Here is a 25,926-nt window from a genome sequence, read left to right as displayed (position 1 = left end):
CCCATGGCTGGCCGAACTGTTCACGGAGTGACCACTGATGAACAAGCGCACCTGTATCGCCGTCGCCGTCGTGGCGGCGTTCACCCTCGGCGCGGCCGGCTGCTCCGGCACCAAGCACCCGAGCGCGGGCCAGGGCCAGGGCGGCAAGAACCCCGCCGCCGCGAACGTGGGCAAGATCGTCGGTGGTACGCCGGTCAAGGGCGGCACCCTCACCGTCCTGTCCAACCAGGACTTCACCCATCTCGACCCGGCCCGCAACTGGGTCATGAACGACATGGACTTCGGCACCCGGCTGCTCTACCGCACCCTGGTGACCTACAAGGCGGCCCCCGGCACCGCCGGCGGCGAGCTGGTCCCCGACCTCGCCACCGACCTCGGCACCGCCTCCAACGGGGCCCGCACCTGGACGTTCCACCTCAGACCCGGGCTCACCTACGAGGACGGCTCGCCCATCACCGCGCAGGACGTCAAGTACAACGTGGAGCGCTCCTTCTCGCCGGACCTGCCCGGCGGCGCCGACTACGCGGCCCGCTACCTCACCGGCGCCGAGGGCTATCAGGGCCCCGCCCAGGGCAAGCACCTCGACTCGATCGTGACCCCGGACGACCACACGATCGTCTTCGAGCTGCGCAAGCCCTTCGCCGAGTTCCCCAACGCCACCGTCATGCCGACCTTCGCGCCGGTGCCCCAGGCCAAGGACACCGGCCCCAAGTACGACAACAGGCCCTTCTCGTCCGGCCCGTACAAGGTGGACTCGTACGACCGGAACAAGCAGCTCACCCTGGTCCGCAACACCCACTGGGACGCCTCCACCGACCCGGTGCGCAAGGCGTACCCGGACCGCATCGTGGTGACGATGGGGCTCAAGGCCACCCAGATCGACGACCGGCTCATCGCCAGCCAGGGCGCGGACGCCTCCGCCGTCTCCTGGGGGGCGCTGCGCCCCGAGAGCGCGCCGAAGGTGCTGCCCAGCGCCGAGGTCCGCTCGCGCCTGGTCGCCGAGTCCACCAACTGCACCGACATGGTCCAAATGCACACCGGGCGGCCGCCGTTCACCGATGTCCGGGTGCGTCAGGCCATGATGTACGCGCTCGACAAGGACGCGGTGCTCACCTCCTCCGGCGGCCCCGCCTTCAACGACCTGTCCACCGCCTACATGCCGGCCACCCTCTTCGCCGGCAAGCAGCCCGACACCCTGAAGATCCCGGCCACCGGCGATGTGCCCCGGGCCAAGGAGCTGCTCAAGGAGGCGGGCAAGGAGGGCGGCTTCGCGACGAAGATGACCGTCTCCACCGGCGACAAGGGCCGCGCCGAGGCCATCCAGCAGTCGCTCGCCAAGGCCGGCGTCAAGGTCACCATCGAGACCGTCGACCCGTCCGCGTTCTACGCCACCATCGGCGACGTCAAGAACCGCACCGACCTCGTGTACTCGGGCTGGTGCCCCGACTATCCCTCCGGCTCCACGTTCCTGCCGTTCGTCTTCGACGGCCGCTACCTCAAGGAGAAGGGCAACTCCGGCAACCACTCGATCTTCCGCGACGACGCCACCATGAAGCGCATCGACGAGATCTCCGCGATGACCGATGCCAAGGCCGCCGACCAGGCCTGGCAGCACCTCGACGGCGAGATCCTCGCCAAGGCGCCCGCCCTGCCGGTCCTGGTCCGGCGCTGGCCGCTGGTGCTGGGCACCAACATCGCGGGCGGCTACGGCCAGACGTCCTTCGGCGGGCAGCTCGACTACGCCACGATCGGCCTCAAAGACCCTGCCAAGAGCGGGAATTGAGGGCCCGTACGCCATGGCCATCCCCCTGACCCCGCCCCTGAAGACACCGGCCGGCGCGCCGGCCCCGGACACCGGCCGGGGGCCCTGGCAGCTGGCCCGCGCCGAACTGCGCCGCCGCACCTCCGTGAAGGTCTCCCTCGCCGTCGTCGCCCTGTTCCTGATCATGGCGGCGGGCGCCCCGGTGCTCGGCGCGCTCGGCGGCTGGTCGCCCGACGCGTTCGACAAGAGCGCCATCGACCCCTACCTCGGCGGCCAGCCGCTCGGCGCGCTCGGCGGGATCTCCGCCGATCACTGGCTCGGCGTGGAGCCCGTCACCGGCCGCGACCTGTTCGCCCGCGTCGTGTACGGCGCCCAGGTCTCGCTGCTCATCGCCCTGACCGCGACCGCGATCGTCGTGGTGGCGGGCACGGCGGCCGGGATCGCGGCCGGCTACTTCGGCGGCCGCACCGACACGGTCCTGTCCCGTCTGATGGACCTCACCATGTCCTTCCCGTCCCTCATCTTCATGATCGCGATGATGTCGGTGGCCAAGGACGTCAACCGCATCCTCCTGATGACCGCCGTGATCGGCCTGTTCGGCTGGCCCGGCATCGCCCGGGTGGTGCGCGGCCAGACCCTCTCGCTCAAACACCGCGAGTACGTGGACGCGGCCCGCGTCGGCGGCTCCGGCCCCTGGCGCATCCTGACCCGCGACATCCTGCCCGGGGTCGCCGGGCCCGTCATCGCGTACACCACGCTCATCGTCCCCGGCATGATCGCCACCGAGGCCGCGCTCAGCTACCTCGGCGTCGGCGTGCGCCCGCCCACCCCGTCCTGGGGCCAGATGATCGCCGAGAGCGTGTCGTTCTACGACACCGACCCCATGTACTTCGTCATCCCGAGCGGCTGCCTCTTCCTCACCGTGCTCGCCTTCACCCTGCTCGGCGACGCGCTGCGCGACGTCCTCGACCCGAGGGGGAGCCGCACATGACCCGCTATCTGGCCCGCCGGATCCTCGGCGTGCTCGGGGTGCTCCTGGCGATCGCCGCCGTCACCTTCACCATCTTCTACGTCCTGCCCTCCGACCCGGCGGCCGCCGCCTGCGGCAAGTCGTGCAGCGCCGAACGGCTGGAGGCGATCCGCGCCCACATGGGCCTGGACCAGCCGCTGTGGCGCCAGTTCTGGGACTTCGCCTCCGGGATCTTCACCGGCCGCACCATGGGCACCGGCCAGTACGCCCTGCACTGCGACTTCCCGTGCCTGGGCTACTCCTACGAGAACAGCGAGTCCGTCTGGGCGCTGCTCATGGACCGCCTGCCGGTCTCGGCCTCCCTCGCGCTCGGCGCGGCCGTGCTGTGGCTGGCGCTCGGCCTCTCGGCCGGCGTCGCCGCCGCCCTGCGCAAGGACACCTTCACCGACCGGGCCCTGATGGTCGGCGCGGTCGCCGCCGCCTCACTGCCGGTCTACTTCACCTCGGTGATGCTGATCTACGGCCTGATCCGGGTCGCCGGACTGCTGCCCTACCCGCAGTACACCTCCCTGACCAGCGACCCCGTGAGCTGGGCGTCCAACCTGCTGCTGCCCTGGATCGCGCTCGCCGTCCTGTACGCCGCCATGTACGCCCGCCAGAGCCGCAGTTCGATGATCGAGACGATGGCGGAGCCCTACATCCGCACCGCCCGCGCCAAGGGCCTGCCGCGCCGCACCGTCGTCGTCAAACACGGCCTGCGCTCCGCGATGACCCCGATCCTCACCCTGTTCGGCATGGATCTGGGCGGGCTGCTCGCGGGCGCGGTCATCACCGAGTCCATCTTCGGACTGCCCGGCATCGGACGCCTCTTCTACGGCGCCCTGTCCACCGGCGACCAGCCCGTCATCCTCGGCGTGACCCTGCTCGCCGCCGCCTTCATCGTCGTCGCCAACCTGGCCGTCGACCTCCTGTACGCCGTCGTCGACCCGCGAGTGAGGCTCTGATGGCCGACCCCCAACCCCTGCTTGCCGTACGGGAGTTGACGGTGACCTTCACCACCCCGCGCGGTCCGGTGCGGGCCGTGGACCACCTCTCCTTCGATGTGCACCGGGGCCGCACCCTGGGCATCGTCGGCGAGTCCGGCTCCGGCAAGTCCGTCACCTCGATGGCCCTGCTCGGCCTGCACACCGGCGCCGAGGTCACCGGCTCCATCGCCCTCGAAGGGCGCGAACTGGTGGGCCTGCCCGAGCGCGCCCTGAACCGGCTGCGCGGCCGGCGCATCGCCATGATCTTCCAGGACCCGCTGTCCAGCCTCCACCCCTACTACACCGTCGGCGAGCAGATCGCCGAACACCACCGCGTCCACTTCAACTCCCGTCGCGCACAGGCCCGCAGGCTCGCCGTGGAGATGCTCGCCGAGGTCGGCATCCCCGAGCCGGGACGCCGGGCCGGTGAGTACCCGCACCAGTTCTCCGGCGGGATGCGCCAACGCGCCATGATCGCGATGGCGCTGGCCTGCGAACCGGAACTGCTCATCGCGGACGAGCCCACCACCGCCCTCGACGTCACGGTCCAGGCGCAGATCCTGGAGCTGCTCGCCCGCCTCCAGCAGGAGCGCGGACTCGCCGTCGTGATGATCACCCACGATCTGGGGGTGGTGGCCCGGGTCGCCCACGAGGTGCTCGTCATGTACGGCGGCCGCGCCGCCGAACAGGCTCCGGTGGACGCCCTGTTCGCGACGCCCGCCCACCCCTACACCCGGGGCCTGCTCGACTCGCTGCCCCGCCTCGACGACGAGGACGACCAGCCGCTGCGGGCCATCCCCGGCAGCCCGCCCTCCCTCCTGGAGCCCGCCCCCGGCTGCGCCTTCGCACCCCGCTGCCCGAGGGCGGCGGCCGCCGGCGCCGCCGTGCGCGAGCGCTGCGCGAGCCAACGCCCCGAGCTCGACGGCCCCCGGGACCACCCGGTCGCCTGCCACCTCCCCGCATACGAAGGCGTAGCCCCATGAACGGCACAGCCCCCCAACCCCTGCTCTCCGTAAGGGACTTGAGGATGCACTTCCCCGGCAGGCGCGCCCGCTCGGCGCCCGTGCGGGCCGTCGACGGGGTGAGCTTCGACGTGGCGGCCGGCGAGACCCTGGGCCTGGTCGGCGAATCGGGGTGCGGCAAGTCGACCACGGGCCGCATGATCGTGCGCCTCCTGGAACCCACCTCCGGGACCATCGCCTACGAGGGCCAGGACATCAGCCGGCTGTCCCGGCGCGAGCTGCGTCCGGTGCGCAAGGACCTCCAGATGGTCTTCCAGGACCCGCACTCCTCCCTCAACCCGCGCCAGACCGTGGCCCGCGTCATCGCCGATCCCCTTCTGGCCCACGGCAGTTCGGAGTCGGCGGCGCGCACCAGGGCCGCCGAACTGATGGACCTGGTGGGCCTGATCCCCGAGCACATGGACCGCTATCCGCACGAGTTCTCCGGCGGGCAGGCCCAGCGCATCGGCATCGCCCGCGCACTCGCCCTGGACCCGAAGCTGGTCGTGGCGGACGAACCGGTCTCCGCGCTCGACGTCTCCGTACAGGCCCAGATCGTCAACCTGATGGAACGCCTCCAGAAGGAACTGGGCCTGGCCTATCTCTTCATCGCGCACGACCTGTCGGTGGTGAAGCGGGTCTGCGACCGGGTGGCCGTGATGTATCTGGGCCGGGTGGTGGAGATCGGCGCCAAGGAGCGGGTGTACGCGGCGCCGGCCCACCCCTATACGCAGGCCCTGCTGTCCGCGGTCCCCCTGCCGGACCCGGCGGCCGAGCGGACCCGCGAACGCATCACCCTGCTCGGCGACCCCCCGAGCCCGGCCGCGCCCCCGCCCGGCTGCGCCTTCCACCCCCGCTGCGGCCGGGCCCAGGCGGTCTGCCGGACGGAGGCGCCGGTGCTGCGGGCCGTGGCGACCGGGGAGCGCCGGGAGGTGGCCTGCCACTTCCCTGGCGCGGAGCCCGCCGCCTCGCGGATGGGCGGCTGAGGGGCGGGGCTGAGGGTGCTACAGCACCATGCTGCCGAGGGGCCGGTCGGGGCGGGCCCCCGGCAGTACGTAGAACAGGGCCGAACCGTAGTGCTCGGCAAAGGGGTTGAGCGCGTCGCCCGCGGCCAGCCGACCCTGGACGCGCACGAACAGCGCGGGGTCCTTCAGATACGCGAGGAAGAGCAGGCCGCGGTCGGCGGGGTGGTTCTCGTAGGAGTATCCGCGCCGCAGCATCCGGGCGCCCCCGTCGAACCGGTGGTGCGCGAGCCGCACGTGCGCGTCGGCGGGCAGGAGGGCCCCGCCGTCGGCGGTGCGGGCGTCCGGGTCGACGTCGTCGTGCTCGGCGCCGCCCCCCAGCGGCTCGCCCCCGCGCTTGCGGCGTCCCACGATCTGTTCCTGCCGGGCCACCGGCAGCCGCCCGAACTCCTCGACGCGCAGCCGGATGCGGCGTACGACGAGGAACGTTCCGTCGGCGTACGGTCCCGGCCCGGACAGCCAGACCCAGCGTTCGCTCTCGGCCTCCGAGGGGTTGGCCGTGCCGAACTTGAAGCCGAGGGGGTCGCGCGGTGTCTCGCCGTCCCGGGACGGGGTGAACGGGCCGGAGTGCGGCCCGGGCAGCTCGGGCGGCCAGAACCCCGCCTGGCGCCAGCGCGGCCGCAACACCCCGGCGCCGGCGGCCGCGAGCAGCCCGGCCAGCGTCTCGCACGCCCAGGGGTCCTGCGCGCAGATCTGTACGCCGATCTCGCCGCCGCCCGCACCCGCGTCGAGGTGCTCGCCGGGGAACGCGGGCAGCTCCCGCAGCCCCTCGGGCGCACCGATGCCGAGCCGGGGCGGCAGGGCGGGCCCGATGCCGATGGTGGCGGTCGGCCCCGGCGGCCTGCCCGCGAGCAGTTCGCTCCACCGCGCGAGCAGCCGGCGCACCGCGTCCCGGCCCGGGGCGCCCCGGGTGCCCGGGTTGAGGTCGTAGGAGACGAAGAGCACGTGCTGCTGGCGGGGCCCGACCACCCCGTCCTGGCGGACCGGGCCGGGCGGCGCCCCCTGAACGGGCGGCCGGTCGCGCTCACGGCGCGGCAGGAGGGTGTCGCATCCGCTCAGCGCGAAGGCGGCGGGGAGGGTGGCGAGAAGGGTGCGGCGCCGGAACCCGGGGTCACTCAAGTCATCGTACAAAACAGTACATTTCGTGAGAGAGGTGTTCGGCACGATACACCGGCGCCCCGCCGCGCCCCCGCTTCCGAACCCCGGCGATCCGCACCCACGCCGCACCGGCCCACCGGCCCTGGGCAAGGCCCGCCCCGCCCCTCCGGCGTCGCTCCCTCGCGCCTACTGCTCGCCGAGCGGATTGACGGGCGAGGGCGGCGCATCCGGGTCGTCCTCGGCGGCCGGCAGCGGGCGGTGCCCCTCCGACCAGTGGTTGGACCACCCGCACACCCCGCACGAATACCGCCCGTCGAGCCCGGCCAGCTCGGTACCGCAGCGCTTGCACTGCGTATACGTGATGTCCGGCGTCGGCGCGGGCCCGAACCCGCGCGCCACCAACGGCTCGACCTCCGGGCGCCGTCCAGCCCCGGGAGCGGGGGTGTCATTCATGTGCGGGAGCGTACCGAGCGCGGCGGGGGGCCGCGCGGGGCGGCGGTCACAGGGGTTGACCGAAGCCGACGCCCGCCACACGTCACAGCGCCACGGGCCGGTCCGGCTCGTCAAGCCAGAATCGTTGCCCCTCGCAGTCCACGGTTACGCCGAACCGGGTGATGTCCGGCCGGCGCCGCGCCTGATACCAGGTGAACGACCGCACCACCTCGTCCCAGAGATCGCGCGGCCCCCAGACCCGCACGGCGTCCCCCGCCCACCAGTCGGTGTAGCGGACGATCGCCACGGACGTGCCGGTCCCGTCCACGAACTGGACCTTGCGATCGTTCCCCTCGCCGCGATGCGAGTACGACGCGTCGGGGACCTGGAGCCCGATCGCGAACGCCTGCGCACAGCCGCCTCCCAGCACCTGATCCGGGTCGATCGGCGACGGTCGGCGCACACACTCACCCGCCACGTCCAGAACCCGTGGTGGACGTTGGCCACGGAGCCACATGTACGACGCCGAGCCCACGAACCGTCCCCGCGCCACCCCGCGTGCCACTCGGAGCCTCAGCAGGCCGGCGTTCTCGTAGGCGGTGCCGAAGGGCGTGAGGATCAGCCCGCCTTCGGCGACCTGCTCCACCCACGCGGACGGCACGGCGTGCAGGGACGCGGTGCTGATGACGCGGTCGAACGGGGCACGCTCCGGCACCCCGGCGAGGCCGTCACCACAGACGAGGTGCGGGGCGAAACCGGCCCGTTTCAGGTTGGTGGCGCCTCGTTCCGCCAGATCGTGATCGACCTCGACGCCGGTGACCCGCGCCTGGCCCACGCGCTCACACAGGTACGCGGTGTGGCAGCCGGACCCGTACCCGACATCGAGGACCGTGTGCCCCGTCCCGAGTTCGAGGTGCCCCAGTTTCTCGAAGACGATGTCCGGTGCGGACACCGACGAGCTGAAGTCGCCCAGGGCCGGGCCGGTCGGCGGGGTCTTCCCGTCGTCCATCTGCGTGACGACGGACCGGTGGGGGTCCCACACGGCCCGCCGCCATGCCTCCCGATCGACCCCCCGGTCGATGAACCGGTACGTCCCCCGTGCATCCCGCTCGGGCACCCAGGCCCGGTCCGGCACGTAGTCCTCACGGTCGACCGCGTCGAAGGCCCGAGCCAGCCAGGGCTCACGGAAGACCCCCTTGGCCTCGAGCGCCCCTCGACATACCGCACGGTGGTCCATGGCGCCGCCTACTTGGGCCGCTGACCATCTGGACTCGGCGGCTCCGGCGGAGGTGTCCACGGCTTGTCGTCGGTCTCGCCGCCGTGCTTTCCAGCCATGGCGTCTTCCCTTCTCGGGGTGCGTGACGCTCATCCCTGGTCTGCCGAGGGCCACGCCGCTCCCACTCACATTGGACCGGTGGACCGGTCCAGTCAAGGACGGGCGCTCAACTTCCTTCGAAGGAGAGCCACTTGACGATGCATCAGCGGATGTCGCCCATTACATAGCCTTCCGTGTCCTCCCAGAGATCGCCCGGCGTGACGCCCTGCTCCACGACGATCGCCCTGTCGTCCTCGTCGTAGGCGACATGCAGGACGACCAGGACCGCGAACGGGGCCTCCTTTGCCAGGAGTTGCGCCTCCTCGGCCGTGGCCAGCCGGACCGTCTTCTCGTCCACTCCACGCGCCGGGTGGCGCCCGGTCATCCGGGCGACGTAGCGCGTCGTCCCCTCGGCGATGGGCTCGGGCCGCTCCAGGCGCGGGCATTCATCCGCGATCTCCGGAGGGAACCAGGCGCGCACCACCGACAGCGGAGCGCCGTCCGCGAGACGGATCAGGCGGTCGCGTCGCAACGGCAACGCGTCACCGCTCGTTGCCAGGGCACGGGCCACCCGTATCGGCGGGATTTCCCGGGCCGGCACCCCCAGGATTTCGAAGGCGCGGCCCCCCGTCGTCCTGTCCGTGCCCGCCTTGCGGGCCCCGGCCGGACGCGCCAGAGGAAGCCGTGTCACCCGGAAGCCCTGGCCCTGGCGCGCACTCACCAGGCCGTCGGCGACGAGCGTGTCATACGCCTTGATCACGGTGGCCCTGCTGACGCCCCACCGCGCGCAGAGGTCACGCTGGGAGGGGAGAAGGTCGTCAGCCCCGAACTCCCCTTCGGCGATCCGAGCGCGCAGGGAGTCGGCGATCTGCTCGTACTTCAGGACGGCCATGTCATCGCTCCTGGGACGGTGGACAGGTTGACCGGTCGGGGTGGACGATCCGGACCATGACATCAGACCCCGTTGTCGCTCCGGAAGTCCTGGCCTTCTACACGGAGACCACCGACGAGTCGGTCCGCCTGACGTCCAGCGCCGACGGCGCACTGGAGCTGATCCGCACCCAGGAGATCCTCCGCCGGTACCTTCCGGCGGCTCCGGCCGACGTCCTCGATGTCGGCGGCGGGCCCGGCATCCACGCCAAGTGGCTGGCCGAGGACGGATACACGGTGCACATCGTGGACCCCGTCCACCGTCATGTGGAGCAGGTACCCGATGGCGTCACGGCCGAGGTCGGCGATGCGCGCAAGCTACCCGCGTCCGACCACTCGCAGGACGTCGTCCTTCTGCTGGGCCCGCTCTACCACCTCCTGGAGCGCGAGGAACGGGACCGGGCGCTCGCCGAGGCGCTGCGTGTCGTGAAGCCGGGCGGGCTCATCGCCGCCGCCGCGATCGGACGGTACGCCTCACTGTTCGAGCACGTCGCCACCACCCTGCTCGACGTCGAGCGCGTCCACGACGCCGTGGCCGACATCCTTGTGAACGGTCGCCACGAACCGGGCCGCAAGGGCTTCACCGCTGCCTACTTCCACACCGCCGCTTCCCTGGCGGAGGAGTTGACGGAGGCCGGTGTCGCGGATGTGCGGGTGATCGGAATCGAGGGGCCGTCCTGGGGCGCGCTGAAGGCGGCCGAGACACACTCCGAGGAGTCCTTGCGGGACTCGGCGATGTTCCGCGCCGCACTCGCCGCCGCCCGGCTGGCCGAGCCCTACCCCGACCTTCTCTCCGCCAGTTCCCACATGCTCGCCGTCGGTCGCGCACCCGGGTGCCCGGGCGGGGCGTGACGAAGGCCATAGCGGCTGGACGAAGTCCATGGGTCGGCGGCGCGGATGACCGAGACCTGGCGGTATCGGTTGGTCCTCCGTCGATATTCGTCATCCGTTTTCTGTTATCCGACCGCCCGCGGGCTGTCTCCTCTGTGTCGGGTCAGTTAGGTTCGGTGCTCCGGGGAGAGTGGACGAGGCGTGATCAGTGAACAGGTAGCCGCGGTGGTCGTCGCGGCCCGAGCCGGGGATCAGCGGGCGCGGGACGAGCTCGTCGCCGGGTATCTGCCGCTCGTGTACAACATCGTCGGCCGCGCGCTCGACGGGCACGCGGACGTCGACGACGTCGTGCAGGAGAGCTTGCTGCGGATGCTCGACGGGCTCGGCTCGCTGCGGGAGCCGGAGGCGTTCCGGTCCTGGCTGGTCGCCGTCACCATGAACGAGATACGCCGGTACTGGCAGGGCCACCGCCGGGCCACCGTGACCGGCGGGCTCCAGGACGCCCACGACGTCGCCGACCCCGGGGCCGACTTCGTCGACCTCACCATCGTGCGGCTCGGCCTGTCCGGGCAGCGCAAGGAGGTCACCGAGGCCACCCGCTGGCTGGAGACCGACGACCGGGCGCTGCTCTCGCTGTGGTGGCTGGAGGCGGCCGGCGTGCTCACCCGGGGCGAGGTCGCCTCGGCGCTCGACCTCTCCGCCGAACACGCCGCCGTACGCGTCCAGCGCATGAAGGGCCAACTGGAGACCGCCCGGGTCGTCGTGCGCGCGCTCGCCGGGATCGAACGGTGCGGCGAGCTGTCCGGGCTCGCGCTGTCCTGGGACGGCGTGCCCTCCGCCCTGTGGCGCAAGCGCATAGCCCGCCACGCCCGTACCTGCGCGGTCTGCTCCGGGCACTGGAGCGGGCTCATACCCGCCGAGGGCCTGCTCGTGGGGCTCGCCCTCGTTCCGGTGGCGGGCGCCTCCGCCGGTCTGCTCGCCGCCCTGCACGGCGCGGACCCGGCGCTCCAGAGCGCCGCGCACGCCACCGCCACCGCATCCACCCAGCCCATGACCGCGGCCCAGACCGCCCCGCGCGCCGCCCACGGTTCGCACGCCGCGGGCCGGCGGCGGGCCCCCGCCTCGCGGCGCGACCGGCGCGATCAGCGGGCGCGGCGCCGGCGCCGGGGCGCCGCCGTCATCGCCGCGCTCGCCGCCGTCGCCACGCTCGGCGGGGCGTACCACTTCATGACGGACGCAGGGCAGGCCCCCTCCCGCTCCGTCGCGGACGCCCCGGCCACCCTCACCGACGCGGCCGCCGCCGACGGCAGTACGCGACCGCTGCCGCCGACCCCCTCGGCCACCAACTCACCCAAGGCGCCCACGAGTTCGCCGTCGCCGAGCCCCTCCAAGAGCTCCGCGTCACCGACGAAGTCGGCCGCGCGCCCCACCCCGCCGAAGGCCACCCCCAGCACCCGGCGTGCCACGCCCCGCACCGTGGACACCAGCGTCCCGGCCGATGTCCAGCAGGTGCTCGACCTGGTCAACTCCGAGCGCGCCAAGGCCGGTTGCTCGGCGCTCACCACCAACTCCAAGCTGTACGAGGCGGCGCTCAAGCACTCCGAGAACATGGCCGCGCAGAACTTCTTCGACCACACCGACCCGAGCGGCGCGGGCCCCGGCGAGCGGATCACCGCGGCCGGCTACAGGTGGAGTACGTACGGCGAGAACATCGCCCGCGGCCAGGCCGACGCCGCCGCGGTCATGGACTCCTGGATGCACAGCTCCGGCCACCGCGCCAACATCCTGAACTGCGCGTTCAAGGAGATCGGCATCGGGGTGCACCACGGCTCCGGCGGCCCCTGGTGGACCCAGGACTTCGGCACGCAGAGCTGACGCCCACGGGATGGAGAACGGGCCCGGGTCCTCAAGGACCCGGGCCCGCCGTTCACCCGAGGGCTCAGCCCTCGTCCTCCAGGTCGCCCTCGGTCTCCAGGTACACCTGGCGCAGGGCTTCGAGGACCGCCGGGTCGGGCTTGGCCCACATGCCGCGCGACTCGGCCTCCAACAGGCGCTCCGCGATGCCGTGCAGCGCCCAGGGGTTGGCGTTCTGGAGGAACTCACGGTTGGCCGGGTCCAGGACGTACGTCTCGGTCAACTTGTCGTACATCCAGTCGGCGACCACGCCCGTGGTGGCGTCGTAGCCGAACAAGTAGTCCACGGTGGCGGCGAGTTCGAAGGCGCCCTTGTAGCCGTGGCGGCGCATCGCCTCGATCCACTTGGGGTTGACGACGCGGGCCCGGAAGACCCGCGAGGTCTCCTCGACCAGGGTGCGCGTCTTGACGGTCTCCGGACGCGTCGAGTCGCCGATGTAGGCCTCGGGCGCCGTGCCGCGCAGGGCACGTACGGTGGCCACCATGCCGCCGTGGTACTGGAAGTAGTCGTCCGAGTCGGCGATGTCGTGCTCGCGGGTGTCGGTGTTCTTCGCCGCGACCGCGATCCGCTTGTACGCCGTCTCCATCTCGTCCCGGGCCGGACGCCCGTCGAGTTCACGGCCGTACGCGTAGCCGCCCCACACCGTGTAGACCTCGGCGAGGTCGGCGTCGGTGCGCCAGTCGCGGGAGTCGATGAGCTGGAGCAGACCCGCGCCGTAGGTGCCGGGCCGTGAGCCGAAGATGCGGGTGGTGGCGCGGCGTTCGTCGCCGTGCTCGGCGAGGTCGGCCTGGGTGTGGGCGCGTACGTAGTTGACGTCGGCGGGCTCGTCCAGGGAGGCCGCGAGGCGTACCGCGTCGTCGAGCAGGCCGATGGTGTGCGGGAACGCGTCGCGGAAGAAGCCCGAGATGCGCAGCGTCACGTCGATGCGGGGGCGGCCGAGTTCGTCGAGCGGGATCGGCTCCAGGCCGGTGACACGGCGCGAGGCGTCGTCCCAGACCGGGCGCACGCCGAGCAGCGCCATCGCCTCGGCCACGTCGTCGCCCGCGGTGCGCATCGCGCTCGTGCCCCACAGGGAGAGCCCGACCGAGGTCGGCCAGTCGCCGTTGTCGGCGCGGTAGCGCCCGGCCAGCGACTCGGCGAGCGCCTGGCCGGTCTCCCAGGCGAGCCGGGAGGGGACGGCCTTGGGGTCGACGGAGTAGAAGTTGCGGCCGGTCGGCAGGACGTTGACGAGTCCGCGCAGGGGCGAGCCGGAGGGTCCTGCCGGGACGAAGCCGCCGTTGAGGGCGTGGACGGTGTGGTCGAGTTCGGCGGTGGTGGCGGCCAGGCGCGGCACGACCTCGCGGGCCGCGAACTCCAGGATGGCGCGCACCTGTTGGGGCTGGTCGGCGGGGATCGCCGCGAGGTCCCAACCGGCGTCGTCCATCAACTGCACGAGCGCGCGGGCCTGTTCCTCGGCCTCGTCGGCGGAGGTGCGGGTGGCGGCGGACTCGTCGAGACCGAGGGCCTCGCGCAGTCCGGGCAGGGCGGTGGTGCCGCCCCAGATCTGGCGGGCGCGCAGGATCGCCAGGACCAGGTTGACGCGGTCGGCGCCGGCCGGGGCGTTGCCGAGGACGTGCAGGCCGTCGCGGATCTGGACGTCCTTGATCTCGCAGAGCCAGCCGTCGAGATGCATGATGAACTCGTCGAAGCCCTCGTCCTCGGGGCGGTCTTCGAGCCCCAGGTCGTGGTCGAGCTTGGCGGCCTGGATCAGCGTCCAGATCTGGGCGCGGATGGCGGGCAGCTTCGCCGGGTCCATCGCCGCGATCTGGGCGTGCTCGTCCAGGAGTTGCTCAAGGCGCGCGATGTCGCCGTAGGAGTCGGCGCGGGCCATCGGCGGCACCAGGTGGTCGATGAGGGTGGCGTGCACGCGGCGCTTGGCCTGGGTGCCCTCGCCCGGGTCGTTGACCAGGAACGGGTAGACCAGCGGAAGGTCGCCGAGCGCGGCGTCGGGGCCGCAGGCGGCGGAGAGGCCCGCGTTCTTGCCGGGCAGCCACTCCAGGTTGCCGTGCTTGCCCAGGTGGATCATCGCGTCGGCGCCGAACCCGCCGTCTGCGGCGCTCGCCGCGATCCATCGGTAGGCCGCCAAGTAGTGGTGGGAGGGCGGCAGATCGGGGTCGTGGTAGATCGCGATCGGGTTCTCGCCGAAGCCGCGCGGCGGCTGGATGAGGATCAGCAGATTGCCGCGGCGCAGCGCCGCCAGCACGATGTCCCCCTCGGGGTCACCGCCGTTGCCCACGCGGGACCGGTCGAGGAACATCTCGCCGGGCGGCGGCCCCCAGTGCCGCTCGACGTTCTCGCGCAGCTCCTCGGGCAGGGTGGCGTACCAGCGCTTGTAGTCGGCGGCGGGGATACGGACCGGGTTGGCGGCGAGCTGCTCCTCGGTGAGCCACTCCTGGTCGTGACCGCCGGCGTCGATGAGCGCGCGGATCAGCTCGTCGCCGTCACCGGAGACGAGACCCGGGATCTCCTCCTCGGGCCCGAAGTCGTACCCCTCGGCGCGCAGCCGGCGCAGCAGTGCGACGGCGCTGGCGGGGGTGTCGAGGCCGACCGCGTTGCCGATGCGGGAGTGCTTGGTGGGGTACGCGGAGAGGACGAGCGCGAGCCGCTTGTCGGCGGCGGCGATGTGCCTGAGCTTGGCGTGGCGTACGGCGATCCCGGCGACGCGGGCCGAACGCTCGGCGTCGGCGACGTAGGAGGGCAGCCCGTCCTCGTCGATCTCCTTGAACGAGAACGGAACGGTGATCAGGCGCCCGTCGAACTCGGGCACGGCGATCTGGCTCGCCGCGTCGAGCGGGGAGACGCCCTCGTCGTTCTCCTCCCAGGCGGTGCGGGAGCCGGTGAGGCAGAGCGCCTGGAGGATCGGTACGTCGAGGCCGCTGAGCGCGCCCGCGTCCCACGACTCGTCGTCGCCGCCGGCGGAGGCGGTGGCGGGCTTGGTGCCGCCGGCCGCGAGGACGGTGGTCACGATGGCGTCGGCGGCGCGCAGCTCCTCGATGAGCGCGGGCTCGGGGTCGCGCAGCGAGGACACGTACAGCGGGAGCGGGCGGCCCCCGGCGTCCTCGATCGCCCCGCACAGGGTGTCCACGAAGGCGGTGTTGCCGCTCATGTGATGGGCGCGGTAGTAGAGCACGGCGACGGTCGGCCCCTGAACGGCCTTGCCCGTACGCTCCAGCGGCCCCCAGGACGGGGCGGGCGCGGGCGGCTCGAAGCCGTGGCCGGTGAGCAGCACGGTGTCGGAGAGGAACCGGGCGAGCTGGTCGAGGTTGGCAGGACCGCCGTGCGCGAGGTAGGCGTGCGCCTCGGCGGCGATGCCGACCGGCACGGTGGAGGCGGCCATGAGCTGGGCGTCCGGGGCCTGTTCACCGGTGAGCACGACGACGGGCAGCCCGCTCGCCGTGAGCCGGTCGAGCCCGTCCTGCCATGCGCGTACGCCGCCGAGCAGCCGGACGACGACGAGGCCGACGCCGTCGAGGAGGGCGTCGAGGAGGTCCGGGTCGCGCGGGGCGCCCTGGGCGTCCTGGCTCGCGCCGGTGGGCGGGGTGTTCAGCGGGCTCAGCGCGAGGCGGGAGGGGTTGGCGAACCGGTAGGGCACCGGGCCGTTCGCGGCGCGGGCGCTGAGGAGGTCGGTGTCGGACGTCGACAGAAGCAGGATGGGGCGGGGGTCCTCGACGGGCTCCCCGGACGAGTGCAGCATGCGGCGTCAGGCCTTCCTCGGGGTGTCCGCGCCCCGGGTGGTGTCGGAATGGGTCTCCCCGTCCGGGCGGAGGCCCGAGCTGGGAAGGGGAGTTCCTGACTCGCTCGGCCGAGGTCCGCGAGGGGTTGGGGCCGGGCTCACAGTGGCGGGACCGCGCCGGAATCACACCGGGCTTCCTCCCCCTGTCGCCGTCGCCGGCGTGGCGGGCCGGGCGGCCCGTCGTCCTGCATAGTAGCGACCCCGCCCCCCGCCCTCCCGACCCCGCCCGGCCCCGGCCCCGGCTTCCCCGTCCCGCTCGGCCGCGCGGGGGCCCGGCCCGGGCTTCCCTGTCCCGCTTGGCCGCGGGGGGGGGCGGCCGCGCAGTTCCCCGCGCCCCTAAACCCTCTCGATCCTGCGGACCGTGCGTGGCTGGTCGCGCAGTTCCCCGCGCCCCTGAAAACCCGCTGTCGTGTGCGGACCGTGCTCGCTTCTCGCGCAGTTCCTCGCGCCCCCAAACCCGTCTTCGTCTGCGGGCCGTGGGTGGCTGGTCGCGCAGTTCCCCGCGCCCCTTAACTGCTCGGCGCTGGCCAGCACCTACAGCCCGTCCGGCGATTGAGGACGAGCGCCCTTAAGGCGCGAACGGGGTCTGGGGCGGAGCCCCAGGGGCTCAGCTGGTTCAACGCGCTGCACGGGCGGGTGGGTGGGCAAACGCGTCGGGGTCTGGGGCGGAGCCCCAGGGGCCCGGGACCAGCCAACCCCCTGCACGGGCGGGTGGGTGGGCAAAGGGGCTCGGGGGCTGGGGCGGAGCCCCAGGGGCCGAACCCTTCAACCCGCTGCACGGGTGGGTGGGTGGGCAGACGCGTCGGGGGCTGGGGCGGAGCCCCAGGGGGCCCGGAACCGACCAACCCCCCGCACGGGCGGGCGGGTGGGCGAACGCCCCAGGGGGCCGGGGCGGAGCTCAGGGGGTCGGGCGGCCCCCGGCGCCGCGTGGGTATGCTCGCCGCCATGCCGCCGCCCCCCACCCCCACCACCCCCCAACAGGGCGAACCCGCGACACCCGCCGCCCCGAACCCCCCCACCCCCGCCGCACTCCCCCCTACGCGGGACCGCGACGACGCCTGCCCCGGCGCCCTCCGCCTGCACGCCGCCGACGACGGCCGCCTCGCCCGACTGCGCCTGCCCGGCGGCATCTTGACGAACCGTCAGGTGGGGGCACTCGCGGCCGCCGCCGAGCGCTACGGAGACGGCCACCTCACCATCACCTCCCGCGGCAACGCCGAGTTGCGCGGCATCGGCGAAAGCTGCGGCACCGGACTCGCCGAACTCCTGCGCCACACCCACCTCCTGCCCTCGGAGCGGCACGAGCGCGTCCGCAACATCGTGGCGTCCCCGCTCGCCGGACTCGACGGCCTCGGCCACGGCACCCTGCTCCCCCGGCTGCGCGCCCTGGACGCCCTGCTGTGCGCGGAGGAGTGGACCGCCGCCCTGTCCGGCCGCTTCCTGTTCGCCCTGGACGACGGCCGCGGCGACATCGCCGGCCTCGGCGCCGATGTGACCTTGCTCGCACAGGAGAGGGACACGGTGGCCGTACGGGTGGGGGAAAGCGCGGTGGAGGTGGCGGCATCCGATGCACCCCGCGCGGCCTTGGAAGCCGCCCGCGCCTTCCTCGCCACCGCGGCCGCCGCCGGCACCGGCGCCTGGCGCGTACGCGACCTCCCCCCGGGCCACACCGTCGACCTCACGACCGCCCTGGCCCAGGCGAACATCCCGGCCGCCCCCACCTCCGTAACACCCCCGCCCACGCCCAAGCCCGTATCCACACCCACCCCCGGCGTCGTCGCCGGCCCCGACGGCACGTACACCGTCGTCGTGACCCCCGTCCTCGGCCGGGTCACCGCCGCGCAGCTGCGGGCGCTCGCCGGCCCCGGTGGCGAGGTCAGGGTCACCCCCTGGCGCGGCTTCGTCGTCCCCGGGTTCGACGAGCGCGGCGCTCGCGAGCGGCTGCGGGAGCTCGGCGACGCCGGGTTCGTCACCGCGCCCGACGCACCGTGGGCCGGGGTCGGGGCGTGCACCGGGCGGCCCGGCTGCGCCAAGGCGCTGGCCGACGTGCGCCGGGACGCCCTGTCGGGAACGGGCGGACTCCCGGTCCACTGGTCCGGGTGCGAACGCCGCTGCGGACACCCGCACGGCGACTGGGTGGACGTGACCGCGACCGCCGACGGCGTCTACACGCTCGCGGTACGGGGCGCGCGGGAACGTCAAGTACCGCTGGAGGAAGGCGAGTTGGCGCAAGCGGTGGCCGCCGCACGGAGGGCACCCCAGGCGCCCCCACGAACCATATGACCACCCCCGGGGACAACGACGAGATGAGCGAGAGCACAGTGTTCGACTACGAGAAGGACGGCGCGGAGATCTACCGCCAGTCCTTTGCCACGATCCGCGCCGAGGCGGACCTCACCGGTCTGCCCGCCGACGTCAGCCAGGTCGCGGTCCGCATGATCCACGCCTGCGGCATGACGGACCTGCCCCGCGACCTCGGCTTCACGCCCGGCGTCGTGGCCCGCGCCCGCGAGGCGCTGCGCGCCGGGGCGCCGATCCTGTGCGACGCGCGGATGGTGGCCAGCGGGGTCACCCGCAAGCGGCTGCCCGCCGACAACGAGGTGCTGTGCACCCTGGCCGACCCCTCGGTCGCCGAGCTCGCCGCGAAGATGGGCACCACGCGCAGCGCCGCCGCCCTGGAACTGTGGCGCGACCGGCTCGACGGCGCCGTCGTGGCCGTCGGGAACGCGCCCACCGCACTGTTCCGGCTGCTCGAAATGATCGAGGAGGGCGCTCCCCGCCCGGCGGCCGTGATCGGTGTGCCGGTGGGCTTCATCGGCGCCGCCGAGTCCAAGGACGCGCTCGCCGCGCACCCTTCGGGCCTGGAACACCTGGTGGTACGGGGCCGGCGGGGCGGCAGCGCGATCGCCGCCGCCGCACTCAACGCGATCGCGAGCGAGGCGGAATGAACGAGAGCGCGATGAACGACGAGAACAGCGACGAGACGGGCGGCGGCGCCGCCGTCGGCCGGCTGTACGGGGTCGGGCTCGGGCCCGGCGATCCGTCCCTGATGACGGTGCGCGCGGTCGAGGCGATCGCGCAGGCCGATGTGGTCGCCTACCACTCGGCGCGGCACGGCCGCTCCATAGCGCGCTCGATCGCGGCGAAGCACATCCGTGCCGACCACATCGAGGAGAAGCTGGTCTACCCGCTGACCGTGGAGACCACCGATCACCCCGGCGGCTACCGGGGCGCGCTCAACGACTTCTACGAGGAGGCCTCGGCCCGCCTCGCCGAGCACCTCGACGCGGGCCGCACGGTCGCCGTGCTCGCCGAGGGCGACCCGCTGTTCTACGGCTCGTACCAGCACATGCACAAGCGGCTCGCGCACCGCTACCCCACCGAGGTGATCCCCGGCGTGACCTCGGTGAGCGCCGCGGCCGCCCGGCTCGGGGAGCCTTTGGTGGAGGCCGAGGAGGTGCTCACGATCCTGCCCGGCACCCTGCCCGAGGAGGAGCTGACCGCGCGCCTGGCCGCCACCGACTCGGCGGTGGTGATGAAGCTGGGGCGTACGTTCACCAAGGTGCGCCGGGCGCTGGAGCGTTCGGGGCGGCTGGAGGAGGCGCGGTATGTGGAGCGCGCCACCATGGCGGGCGAGCGCACCGGTCATCTCGCCGACGTGGACCCGGAGTCGGTGCCGTACTTCTCCGTCGCGGTGCTGCCCAGCCGGATCGACGCCGTCCCGCCCGTGCGCGAGCGGGGCGAGGTCGTGGTCGTCGGCACCGGTCCCGCCGGGCCGCTGTGGCTGACCCCCGAGTCGCGGGGCGCGCTCGCCGCCGCCGACGACATCGTCGGCTACACCACGTACGTGGACCGGGTGCCCGAGCGGCCGGGGCAGCAGCGGCACGGTTCGGACAACAAGGTGGAGTCCGAGCGCGCCGAGTTCGCTCTCCAACTGGCCATGCGCGGAAGGCGAGTTGCCGTGGTGTCGGGTGGCGACCCGGGCATCTTCGCGATGGCCACCGCCGTCCTGGAGGTGGCCTCGCAACCCGAGTACGCGCAGGTGCCGGTGCGGGTCCTGCCGGGGGTGACGGCGGCGAACGCGGCCGCCGCCCGCGCGGGCGCGCCGCTCGGCCACGACTACGCCACGATCTCGCTCTCCGACCGGCTCAAGCCCTGGGACGTCATCGCGGAGCGCCTGCACGCGGCGGCCTCCGCCGATCTCGTCCTGGCGCTCTACAACCCCGGCTCCGCCAGCCGCACCTGGCAGGTGGCCAAGGCCCGTGAGCTGCTCCTCGAACACCGGGCGCCGGAGACCCCGGTGGTGGTCGCCCGCGATGTGGGCGGCCCCGGCGAGCGCGTCCGCATCGTGCGCCTGGGCGATCTCGACCCGGCCGAGGTCGACATGCGCACGATCCTGCTGGTCGGATCCTCGCAGACCCAGGTGGTACGCCGGGGCAGCGGCGACGGCGGCGGTGACTGTGCTGTCGGCGGTGACTGCGCTGTCGGCGAGGAGATCGTCTGGACTCCGCGCCGCTACCCGGAGAGCTGACCCACCCAGTGACCCACCCAGGCGGCCGCCTCCTCGGGGGTGGCCGCCACGCTCACCCCGTCCGGGACGGGCGGGCGCCGCACCACGACGACGGGGATCCCGGCCTCGCGGGCGGCGGTGAGCTTGGGCGCGGTCGCGGCCCCGCCGCTGTCCTTGGTGACCAGCACGTCGATCCGGTGCGTCCGCAGCACCTCCCGCTCCCCTTCGAGGGTGAAGGGGCCCCGGTCGAGCAGCACCTCCATGCGGGCGGGGTACGGCGGCTCCGGCGCGTCCACGGACCGCATGAGGAACCACAGGGCGTCCAGGCCCGCGAAGGCGGCGAGACCCATGCGTCCGGTGGTGAGGAAGACGCGGCGGCCCAGCGCGGGAAGCAGGGCGGCGGCCTCGTCGAGGGAGTCCGCCGGGTGCCAGCGGTCGCCCTCGCCGGGGACCCAGCCGGGCCTGCGCAGCGCGAGCAGGGGAACATGGGCGGCGGTCGCGGCGTGCGCCGCGTTGAAACTGATCGTCCGGGCGAAGGGGTGGGTGGCGTCGATGAGGGCGTCCACCTGGTGCGTACGCAGCCACCGCGCGAGCCCCTCGGCGCCGCCGAACCCGCCGACGCGGACCTCGCCGGGCGGCAGCCGGGGCTCGGCGACCCGTCCCGCGAGCGAACTCGTCACGCGCACGGCGGGGCCCTGCGCCTCGTGCAGCAGGCCCGCCAGCCGACGGGCCTCGCCCGTACCCCCCAGAATCAAGATGTGCACAGGTTCCGGTTCCGTTCGTGAGTGTGAGGCCGAGGTCATGAGTGTGGCGAGTGAGGCCGAGGCCGTACGCGGCCGGGGGTGTGGGGCATGAGCGAGGCGAAGGGCGGGCGCGGCGCCCAACTCAAGCACACCGGTCTGCGCTCCGGCTGGACGACCGGGGCGTGCGCGACGGCCGCCACGACGGCCGCGTACACCGCGCTGCTCTCCGGCGACTTCCCCGACCCGGTGACGATCACGCTGCCGCGCGGCCAGACACCCGCGTTCGCGCTGGCCGCCGAGGAACTGGGTGCTGAGGAACCGGGTGCCGGGTGGGCGATGGCGGCCGTGGTGAAGGACGCGGGCGACGACCCCGACGTGACCCACGGCGCCCTGATCCGCTCGACGGTACGGCTGCTGCCGCCCGGCTCCGGTGTGGTGTTCCGGGCGGGCGAGGGCGTGGGCACGATCACGCTGCCCGGGCTGCCCCTGCCGGTGGGTGAACCGGCGATCAACCCGGTGCCGCGCCAGATGATGACGGAACACGTGACGCGGGTGGCGGCCGAACACGGCGCCTCGGCCGACGTCGAAATCACCATCTCCGTCGACCACGGCGCCGAGATCGCCCGCTCCACGTGGAACCCGCGCCTGGGCATCCTGGGCGGCCTGTCCATCCTGGGCACGACCGGCATCGTGGTGCCGTACTCGTGCTCGGCGTGGATCGACTCGATCCGGCGCGGCGTGGACGTGGCGAGGGCGGCGGGCCGCACGCATGTGGCGGGCTGCACGGGTTCCACGTCGGAGAAGACGGTGGTGGCCGAGTACGGGCTGCCCGAGGACGCCCTGCTCGACATGGGCGACTTCGCGGGCGCGGTCCTGAAGTACGTACGCCGTCACCCGGTGGACCGCCTCACCATCTGCGGCGGCTTCGCCAAACTGTCGAAACTGGCCGCGGGCCATCTGGACCTGCACTCCGCCCGCTCCCAGGTGGACAAGGCGTTCCTGGCGGCGCTGGCCCGCGAGGGCGGCGCGAGCGAGGCCCTGGCGGCGCAGGTGTCCACCGCCAACACAGGCCTTGCGGCGCTTGAGTTGTGCACGGCGGCAGGTGTCCCCCTGGGCGACCTGGTGGCCACGCGGGCCCGTGACGAGGCGCTGGCGGTGTTGCGGGGCGCCCCGGTGGCGGTGGATGTCCTCTGCATCGACCGCGCAGGAACGGTAGTAGGCCGCACCACCCCCACCGGCCCGTAACGGGGGGTGCTGCCCGGCCCCACCCCTGCCCGGGGCTCCGCCCCAAACCCCGCCGCGCTCGCCCACCCACCCGCCGTGCCGGGGGTTGGTCGGTCCCGGGCCCCCTGGGGCTCCGCCCCAGACCCCAGGCACCTCGCCCACCCACCCGCCCGTGCAGCGCGTTGAAAGGCTCGGCCCCTGGGGCTCCGCCCCAGACCCCGTTCGCGCCTTAAGGGCGCTCGTCCTCAATCGCCGGACGGGCTGAGGTGGCCGATGCCGGCCAGCACCGAGTAGTTAGGGGCGCGGGGAACTGCGCGACCAGCCACCTACGGCCCGCAGGCGAAAGCGGGTTTTCAGGGGCGAGCACGGCCCGCAGAGCGAAGGGCTTTTAGGGGCGCGAGGAACTGCGCGAGAAGCGGGCACGGTCCGCGCGCGCCGAGGGGGTTCAGGGGCGCGGGGAACTGCGCAACCAGCCACCTGCGGCGCAGCCCCTAGCAGCGGTGCCGCTCCGCCGAGTACAAATGGCTGTCCCGGAACCCGGCCGCCCCGAGCGTACGGCCCACCAGAATGACCGCCGTCCGCACCACCCCCGCCCCCTTCACCTGCCCCGCGATGTCGGACAACGTGCCGCGCAGGATCAGCTCCTCGGGACGGGAGGCGAAGGCCACGACAGCCGCAGGGCAGTCGGCACCGTAGTGCGGGAGCAGCTCCTCCACGACCCGGTCGACATACCCCGCCGCAAGGTGCAGGACGAGCAGCGCCCCGCTGCGCCCGAGCGTCGCGAGGTCCTCGCCCTCGGGCATCGCCGTGGCCCGCTGCGCGACACGGGTCAGGATGACGGTCTGCCCGACCGTGGGCACGGTGAGCTCCCGCTTGAGGGCCGCCGCGGCCGCGGCGAACGCGGGCACCCCCGGCACCACCTCGTAGGGCACCCCCGCCGCGTCGAGCCGCCGCATCTGCTCGGCGACGGCGCTGAACACCGACGGGTCACCGGAGTGCAGCCGCGCCACGTCCAGCCCGGCCTCGTGGGCACGTACCAACTCCCCGGTGATCTCATCCAGGTTGAGCTGCGCGGTGTCGACCAGCCGGGCCCCCTCGGGGCACTCCGCGAGGAGTTCACGCGGCACGAGGCTGCCCGCGTACAGACACACCTGGCAGGAGGCGAGCGTACGGGCGCCGCGCACCGTGATCAGGTCGGCGGCGCCGGGCCCCGCACCGATGAAGTACACGGTCATATGGCGTCTCCTGAAGGGGAGTTGGGGTTGAGGGGGCCGCCCTTGACGACCGCCCACTGGGTGACCGGCATGGCCTGGCGCCAGCCCGTGAAGGTGCCGACCGGCACGGCGTGCGCGACCGTGAGCCGGACGAGTTCGCCGCCGTGGCGCCGGTACCAGTCGGCGAGCAGCGCCTCCGACTCCAGGGTGACGGTGTTGGCGACGAGCCGTCCCCCGGCCGGCAGCGCGTCCCAGCAGGCGTCGAGCAGCCCGGGCGCGGTGAGTCCGCCGCCGATGAACACGGCGTCGGGCGTGGTGAGTTGGGCGAGCGCGGCGGGCGCGGCACCGGTGACGACCCGCAGCCCGGGCACGCCGAGCCGGTCCGCGTTGCGCGCGATGCGCTCGGCGCGCACCGGGTCCCGCTCGACGGTGAAGGCCTGGCACGAGGGATGCGTACGCATCCACTCCACGGCGATCGACCCCGACCCGCCGCCGATGTCCCAGAGCAGTTCGCCGGGCGCGGGCGCGAGCGCGCCGAGGGTGGCGGCGCGGATGTGCCGCTTGGTGAGCTGTCCGTCGTGCTCGTACGCCGTGTCGGGCAGTCCCGGTACGGCGCCGAGACGGAGGGCGTCGGGGGCGCGCCGGCAGTCGACGGCGACGACGTTGAGGGGATCGCCGGGGGCGGCCCCCCAACCATCGGCGGTCCCCGCGACTTCGTTCTCCTCCCCCGACCCGAGCTGTTCGAGCACCCGCAGGCAACTGGGCCCGAACCCGCGCTCGCGCAGCAGGGCCGCGAGGTCGCGCGGGGTGTCGGCGCCGGCGCTCAGCACGATCAGACGGCGCCCGTCGTGGAGCGCGGCGGCGACACGGGCGAGCGGCCGCCCGACGACGGTGACCACCTCGACGTCCTCGACGGCCCAGCCGAGCCGGGCGCAGGCGTACGCGACGGAGGAGGGGTGGGGGAGGATGCGGGGCGGGGCGCCGAGCACCTCGGTGAGGGTGCGTCCGATGCCGTAGAACATGGGGTCGCCGCTGGCCAGCACGGCGATGCGGTGGCCGGCGTGGGCCTTGAGCAGCCCCGGTACGGCGGGTCGCAGCGGTGTGGGCCAGGCGATGCGTTCGCCCTCGCACTCCGGGGGGAGCAGCGCGAGCTGGCGGGGGCCGCCGAGGATCACGCCGGCGGCGGTGAGGGCGTGCCGTGCGGCCGGGGTGAGGCCGGTCCACCCGTCGGCCCCGAGTCCGACGACGGTGACGGTTGGGGGGGTGGGGTTCACGGTGGGCGTACCTCGGAATGCGATCGGTGCGCGGGTCCATTTTCCCCCCGCCCCCCGCACTGTACTGTCCCCCCGCCTCCCCACCCCTCCCGGGTCCACCACCCTCTTCCCACAACTCCCCACGCCCCCTAAACCCCGGCCATGCGCGAACCGTGCCCGCGTCTCGCGCAGTTCCCCGCGCCCCTTAACTGCTCGGTGCTGGGGCACCTACAGCCCGTCCGGCGATTGAGGACGAGCGCCCTTAAGGCGCGAACGGGGTCTGGGGCGGAGCCCCAGGAAGGCCCGGACCATCCGACCCTGCGCCTACGGGCGGGTGGGTGGGCAAAGGGGCTCGGGGGCTGGGGCGGAGCCCCAGGGAGGAGAGCGTGTACGAGGCGCTGCGCGCGGGCGGCCCCCGGGGCTGGGCCGTCGCCGACTGCGCGGTCACCCTGGTGCGCTCGGGTTTCAACAGCATTCTCAGCACGGCGGGCGACTTCCGCGCCCTCACCCGGATCGTCCTGGACCTGGCGTTGCGGGAAGCCGGGACGCTGCTTTACGAGCCGTACCAGGCCTTCGAGTTGGAGGTTCCGGTCGCCAGCCTCGCGTCCGTGACCCGGCAGCTCACGGCGCTCGGCGCGCTCATCGAGGAGGGCGGGCGTGCGGCCACGGGCGGGAGCTGGCGGCTGTGCGGCACGGTCGCGGCCCGTCGGGTGGCGGGAATCGAGCGGCGGCTGCCGGGGCTGACCCATGGCGAGGCCGCCTGGTGGACCCGTCCGGCCGACGACCGCCCCCTCGCCGGGTTGGCGTAGACCTCTTGCCACTTGGTCCAGACCAATGCCAGTCTGCCAACTACCGCTCAGGCGCGGCCACTTGGGCATGGACACCGTCATGCCCGGGCCCGCCCCCGCCC

The 25,926-nt window shown here is 73.5% G+C and carries 20 protein-coding genes and 1 riboswitch; of the genes, 12 read left to right on the top strand and 8 right to left on the bottom strand.

All coding sequences use genetic code 11. The features are described 5' to 3' along the window. Window positions 1-37: 37 nt before the first annotated feature. Genes DWB77_RS20145 through DWB77_RS20125 form a run of 5 tightly spaced genes read left to right on the top strand, consistent with a single transcriptional unit; the run spans window position 38 to window position 5,744 of the window. Window positions 38-1,783 carry an ABC transporter substrate-binding protein gene (locus DWB77_RS20145; RefSeq protein WP_120722571.1) on the top strand — a complete coding sequence of 582 codons (1,746 nt, stop codon included), beginning with the start codon at window positions 38-40 and terminating at the stop codon, window positions 1,781-1,783. Between the two features lie 13 nt (window positions 1,784-1,796). Then, window positions 1,797-2,753, top strand: coding sequence for an ABC transporter permease (locus DWB77_RS20140; RefSeq protein ID WP_120722570.1), 957 nt, complete (start codon window positions 1,797-1,799; stop codon window positions 2,751-2,753). Beyond that, window positions 2,750-3,736, top strand: a complete 987-nt coding sequence (locus DWB77_RS20135; protein ID WP_120722569.1) for an ABC transporter permease — start codon at window positions 2,750-2,752, stop codon at window positions 3,734-3,736. The genes DWB77_RS20140 and DWB77_RS20135 overlap by 4 nt, the downstream gene beginning before the upstream one ends. Next, window positions 3,736-4,740 carry an ABC transporter ATP-binding protein gene (locus DWB77_RS20130; protein ID WP_120722568.1) on the top strand — a complete coding sequence of 335 codons (1,005 nt, stop codon included), beginning with the start codon at window positions 3,736-3,738 and terminating at the stop codon, window positions 4,738-4,740. Before DWB77_RS20135 ends, DWB77_RS20130 begins: the two co-directional genes overlap by 1 nt. Further along, window positions 4,737-5,744, top strand: coding sequence for an ABC transporter ATP-binding protein (locus DWB77_RS20125; RefSeq protein ID WP_120722567.1), 1,008 nt, complete (start codon window positions 4,737-4,739; stop codon window positions 5,742-5,744). Before DWB77_RS20130 ends, DWB77_RS20125 begins: the two co-directional genes overlap by 4 nt. A gap of 18 nt (window positions 5,745-5,762) precedes the next feature. On the opposite strand, the gene DWB77_RS20120 is transcribed toward DWB77_RS20125, so the two are convergent. The 4 genes from DWB77_RS20120 to DWB77_RS20105 all read right to left on the bottom strand — a co-directional run bounded on the left by DWB77_RS20120 (window position 5,763) and on the right by DWB77_RS20105 (window position 9,517). Then, window positions 5,763-6,899, bottom strand: a complete 1,137-nt coding sequence (locus DWB77_RS20120; RefSeq protein ID WP_162952573.1) for a Dyp-type peroxidase — start codon at window positions 6,897-6,899, stop codon at window positions 5,763-5,765. A 165-nt stretch (window positions 6,900-7,064) separates the two neighbouring features. Continuing rightward, window positions 7,065-7,331 (bottom strand): hypothetical protein, encoded by a 267-nt coding sequence (locus DWB77_RS20115; RefSeq protein WP_359837834.1) that lies wholly within the window; start codon window positions 7,329-7,331, stop codon window positions 7,065-7,067. A gap of 82 nt (window positions 7,332-7,413) precedes the next feature. Further along, on the bottom strand, window positions 7,414-8,547 hold the full coding sequence (locus tag DWB77_RS20110; RefSeq protein ID WP_120722565.1) for a protein-L-isoaspartate O-methyltransferase family protein: 1,134 nt from the start codon (window positions 8,545-8,547) through the stop codon (window positions 7,414-7,416). A 241-nt stretch (window positions 8,548-8,788) separates the two neighbouring features. Continuing rightward, entirely contained in the window at window positions 8,789-9,517 is a 729-nt protein-coding gene (locus DWB77_RS20105) for a GntR family transcriptional regulator (RefSeq protein ID WP_120722564.1), read from the bottom strand. Window positions 9,518-9,573: 56 nt separating this feature from the next. On the opposite strand from DWB77_RS20105, the gene DWB77_RS20100 reads away from it, so the two are divergent. Beyond that, window positions 9,574-10,407 (top strand): class I SAM-dependent methyltransferase, encoded by an 834-nt coding sequence (locus tag DWB77_RS20100; protein ID WP_120722563.1) that lies wholly within the window; start codon window positions 9,574-9,576, stop codon window positions 10,405-10,407. A 180-nt stretch (window positions 10,408-10,587) separates the two neighbouring features. Beyond that, window positions 10,588-12,261, top strand: a complete 1,674-nt coding sequence (locus DWB77_RS20095; protein ID WP_120722561.1) for a sigma-70 family RNA polymerase sigma factor — start codon at window positions 10,588-10,590, stop codon at window positions 12,259-12,261. A 64-nt stretch (window positions 12,262-12,325) separates the two neighbouring features. On the opposite strand, the gene cobN is transcribed toward DWB77_RS20095, so the two are convergent. After that, entirely contained in the window at window positions 12,326-16,033 is a 3,708-nt protein-coding gene (gene cobN / locus DWB77_RS20090; RefSeq protein ID WP_120722560.1) for a cobaltochelatase subunit CobN, read from the bottom strand. Window positions 16,034-16,122: 89 nt separating this feature from the next. After that, window positions 16,123-16,212: riboswitch (cobalamin riboswitch) on the bottom strand. A gap of 805 nt (window positions 16,213-17,017) precedes the next feature. Between cobN and DWB77_RS20085 the strand changes: the two genes are divergently transcribed. From DWB77_RS20085 to DWB77_RS20075, 3 genes are read left to right on the top strand one after another with little or no spacing between them, the layout of a single operon-like run. Then, on the top strand, window positions 17,018-18,355 hold the full coding sequence (locus tag DWB77_RS20085; RefSeq protein ID WP_246033577.1) for a cobalamin biosynthesis protein CobG: 1,338 nt from the start codon (window positions 17,018-17,020) through the stop codon (window positions 18,353-18,355). A gap of 23 nt (window positions 18,356-18,378) precedes the next feature. After that, window positions 18,379-19,020, top strand: a complete 642-nt coding sequence (locus tag DWB77_RS20080) for a precorrin-8X methylmutase (protein WP_120728001.1) — start codon at window positions 18,379-18,381, stop codon at window positions 19,018-19,020. 11 nt (window positions 19,021-19,031) lie between these two features. Next, window positions 19,032-20,603 (top strand): precorrin-2 C(20)-methyltransferase, encoded by a 1,572-nt coding sequence (locus tag DWB77_RS20075; RefSeq protein ID WP_120722558.1) that lies wholly within the window; start codon window positions 19,032-19,034, stop codon window positions 20,601-20,603. Here the strand turns inward: DWB77_RS20075 and DWB77_RS20070 are convergent. Further along, window positions 20,588-21,346 carry a cobalt-precorrin-6A reductase gene (locus DWB77_RS20070; RefSeq protein WP_120722557.1) on the bottom strand — a complete coding sequence of 253 codons (759 nt, stop codon included), beginning with the start codon at window positions 21,344-21,346 and terminating at the stop codon, window positions 20,588-20,590. The genes DWB77_RS20075 and DWB77_RS20070 overlap by 16 nt on opposite strands. Before the next feature lie 87 nt (window positions 21,347-21,433). On the opposite strand from DWB77_RS20070, the gene DWB77_RS20065 reads away from it, so the two are divergent. Further along, complete coding sequence (locus DWB77_RS20065) at window positions 21,434-22,570, top strand: cobalt-precorrin-5B (C(1))-methyltransferase (protein ID WP_120722556.1); 1,137 nt, start codon at window positions 21,434-21,436, stop codon at window positions 22,568-22,570. A gap of 470 nt (window positions 22,571-23,040) precedes the next feature. Here the strand turns inward: DWB77_RS20065 and cobM are convergent, their stop codons facing one another. Both cobM and cbiE read right to left on the bottom strand, forming a co-directional pair. After that, window positions 23,041-23,784 (bottom strand): precorrin-4 C(11)-methyltransferase, encoded by a 744-nt coding sequence (gene cobM / locus DWB77_RS20060; RefSeq protein ID WP_120722554.1) that lies wholly within the window; start codon window positions 23,782-23,784, stop codon window positions 23,041-23,043. Continuing rightward, window positions 23,781-25,037: a precorrin-6y C5,15-methyltransferase (decarboxylating) subunit CbiE gene (gene cbiE, locus DWB77_RS20055; protein ID WP_120722553.1), complete on the bottom strand. Its 1,257-nt coding sequence runs from the start codon at window positions 25,035-25,037 to the stop codon at window positions 23,781-23,783. The genes cobM and cbiE overlap by 4 nt, the downstream gene beginning before the upstream one ends. A 365-nt stretch (window positions 25,038-25,402) precedes the next feature. Here cbiE and DWB77_RS20050 point away from each other — a divergent pair, with 365 nt between their 5' ends. Beyond that, window positions 25,403-25,825, top strand: a complete 423-nt coding sequence (locus tag DWB77_RS20050; RefSeq protein ID WP_162952572.1) for a hypothetical protein — start codon at window positions 25,403-25,405, stop codon at window positions 25,823-25,825. The last annotated feature ends 101 nt before the right edge of the window (window positions 25,826-25,926 follow it).

Source organism: Streptomyces hundungensis (assembly GCF_003627815.1).
Lineage (GTDB): Bacteria > Actinomycetota > Actinomycetes > Streptomycetales > Streptomycetaceae > Streptomyces > Streptomyces hundungensis_A.
This window is presented reverse-complemented; position numbering and strand designations above follow the sequence as displayed.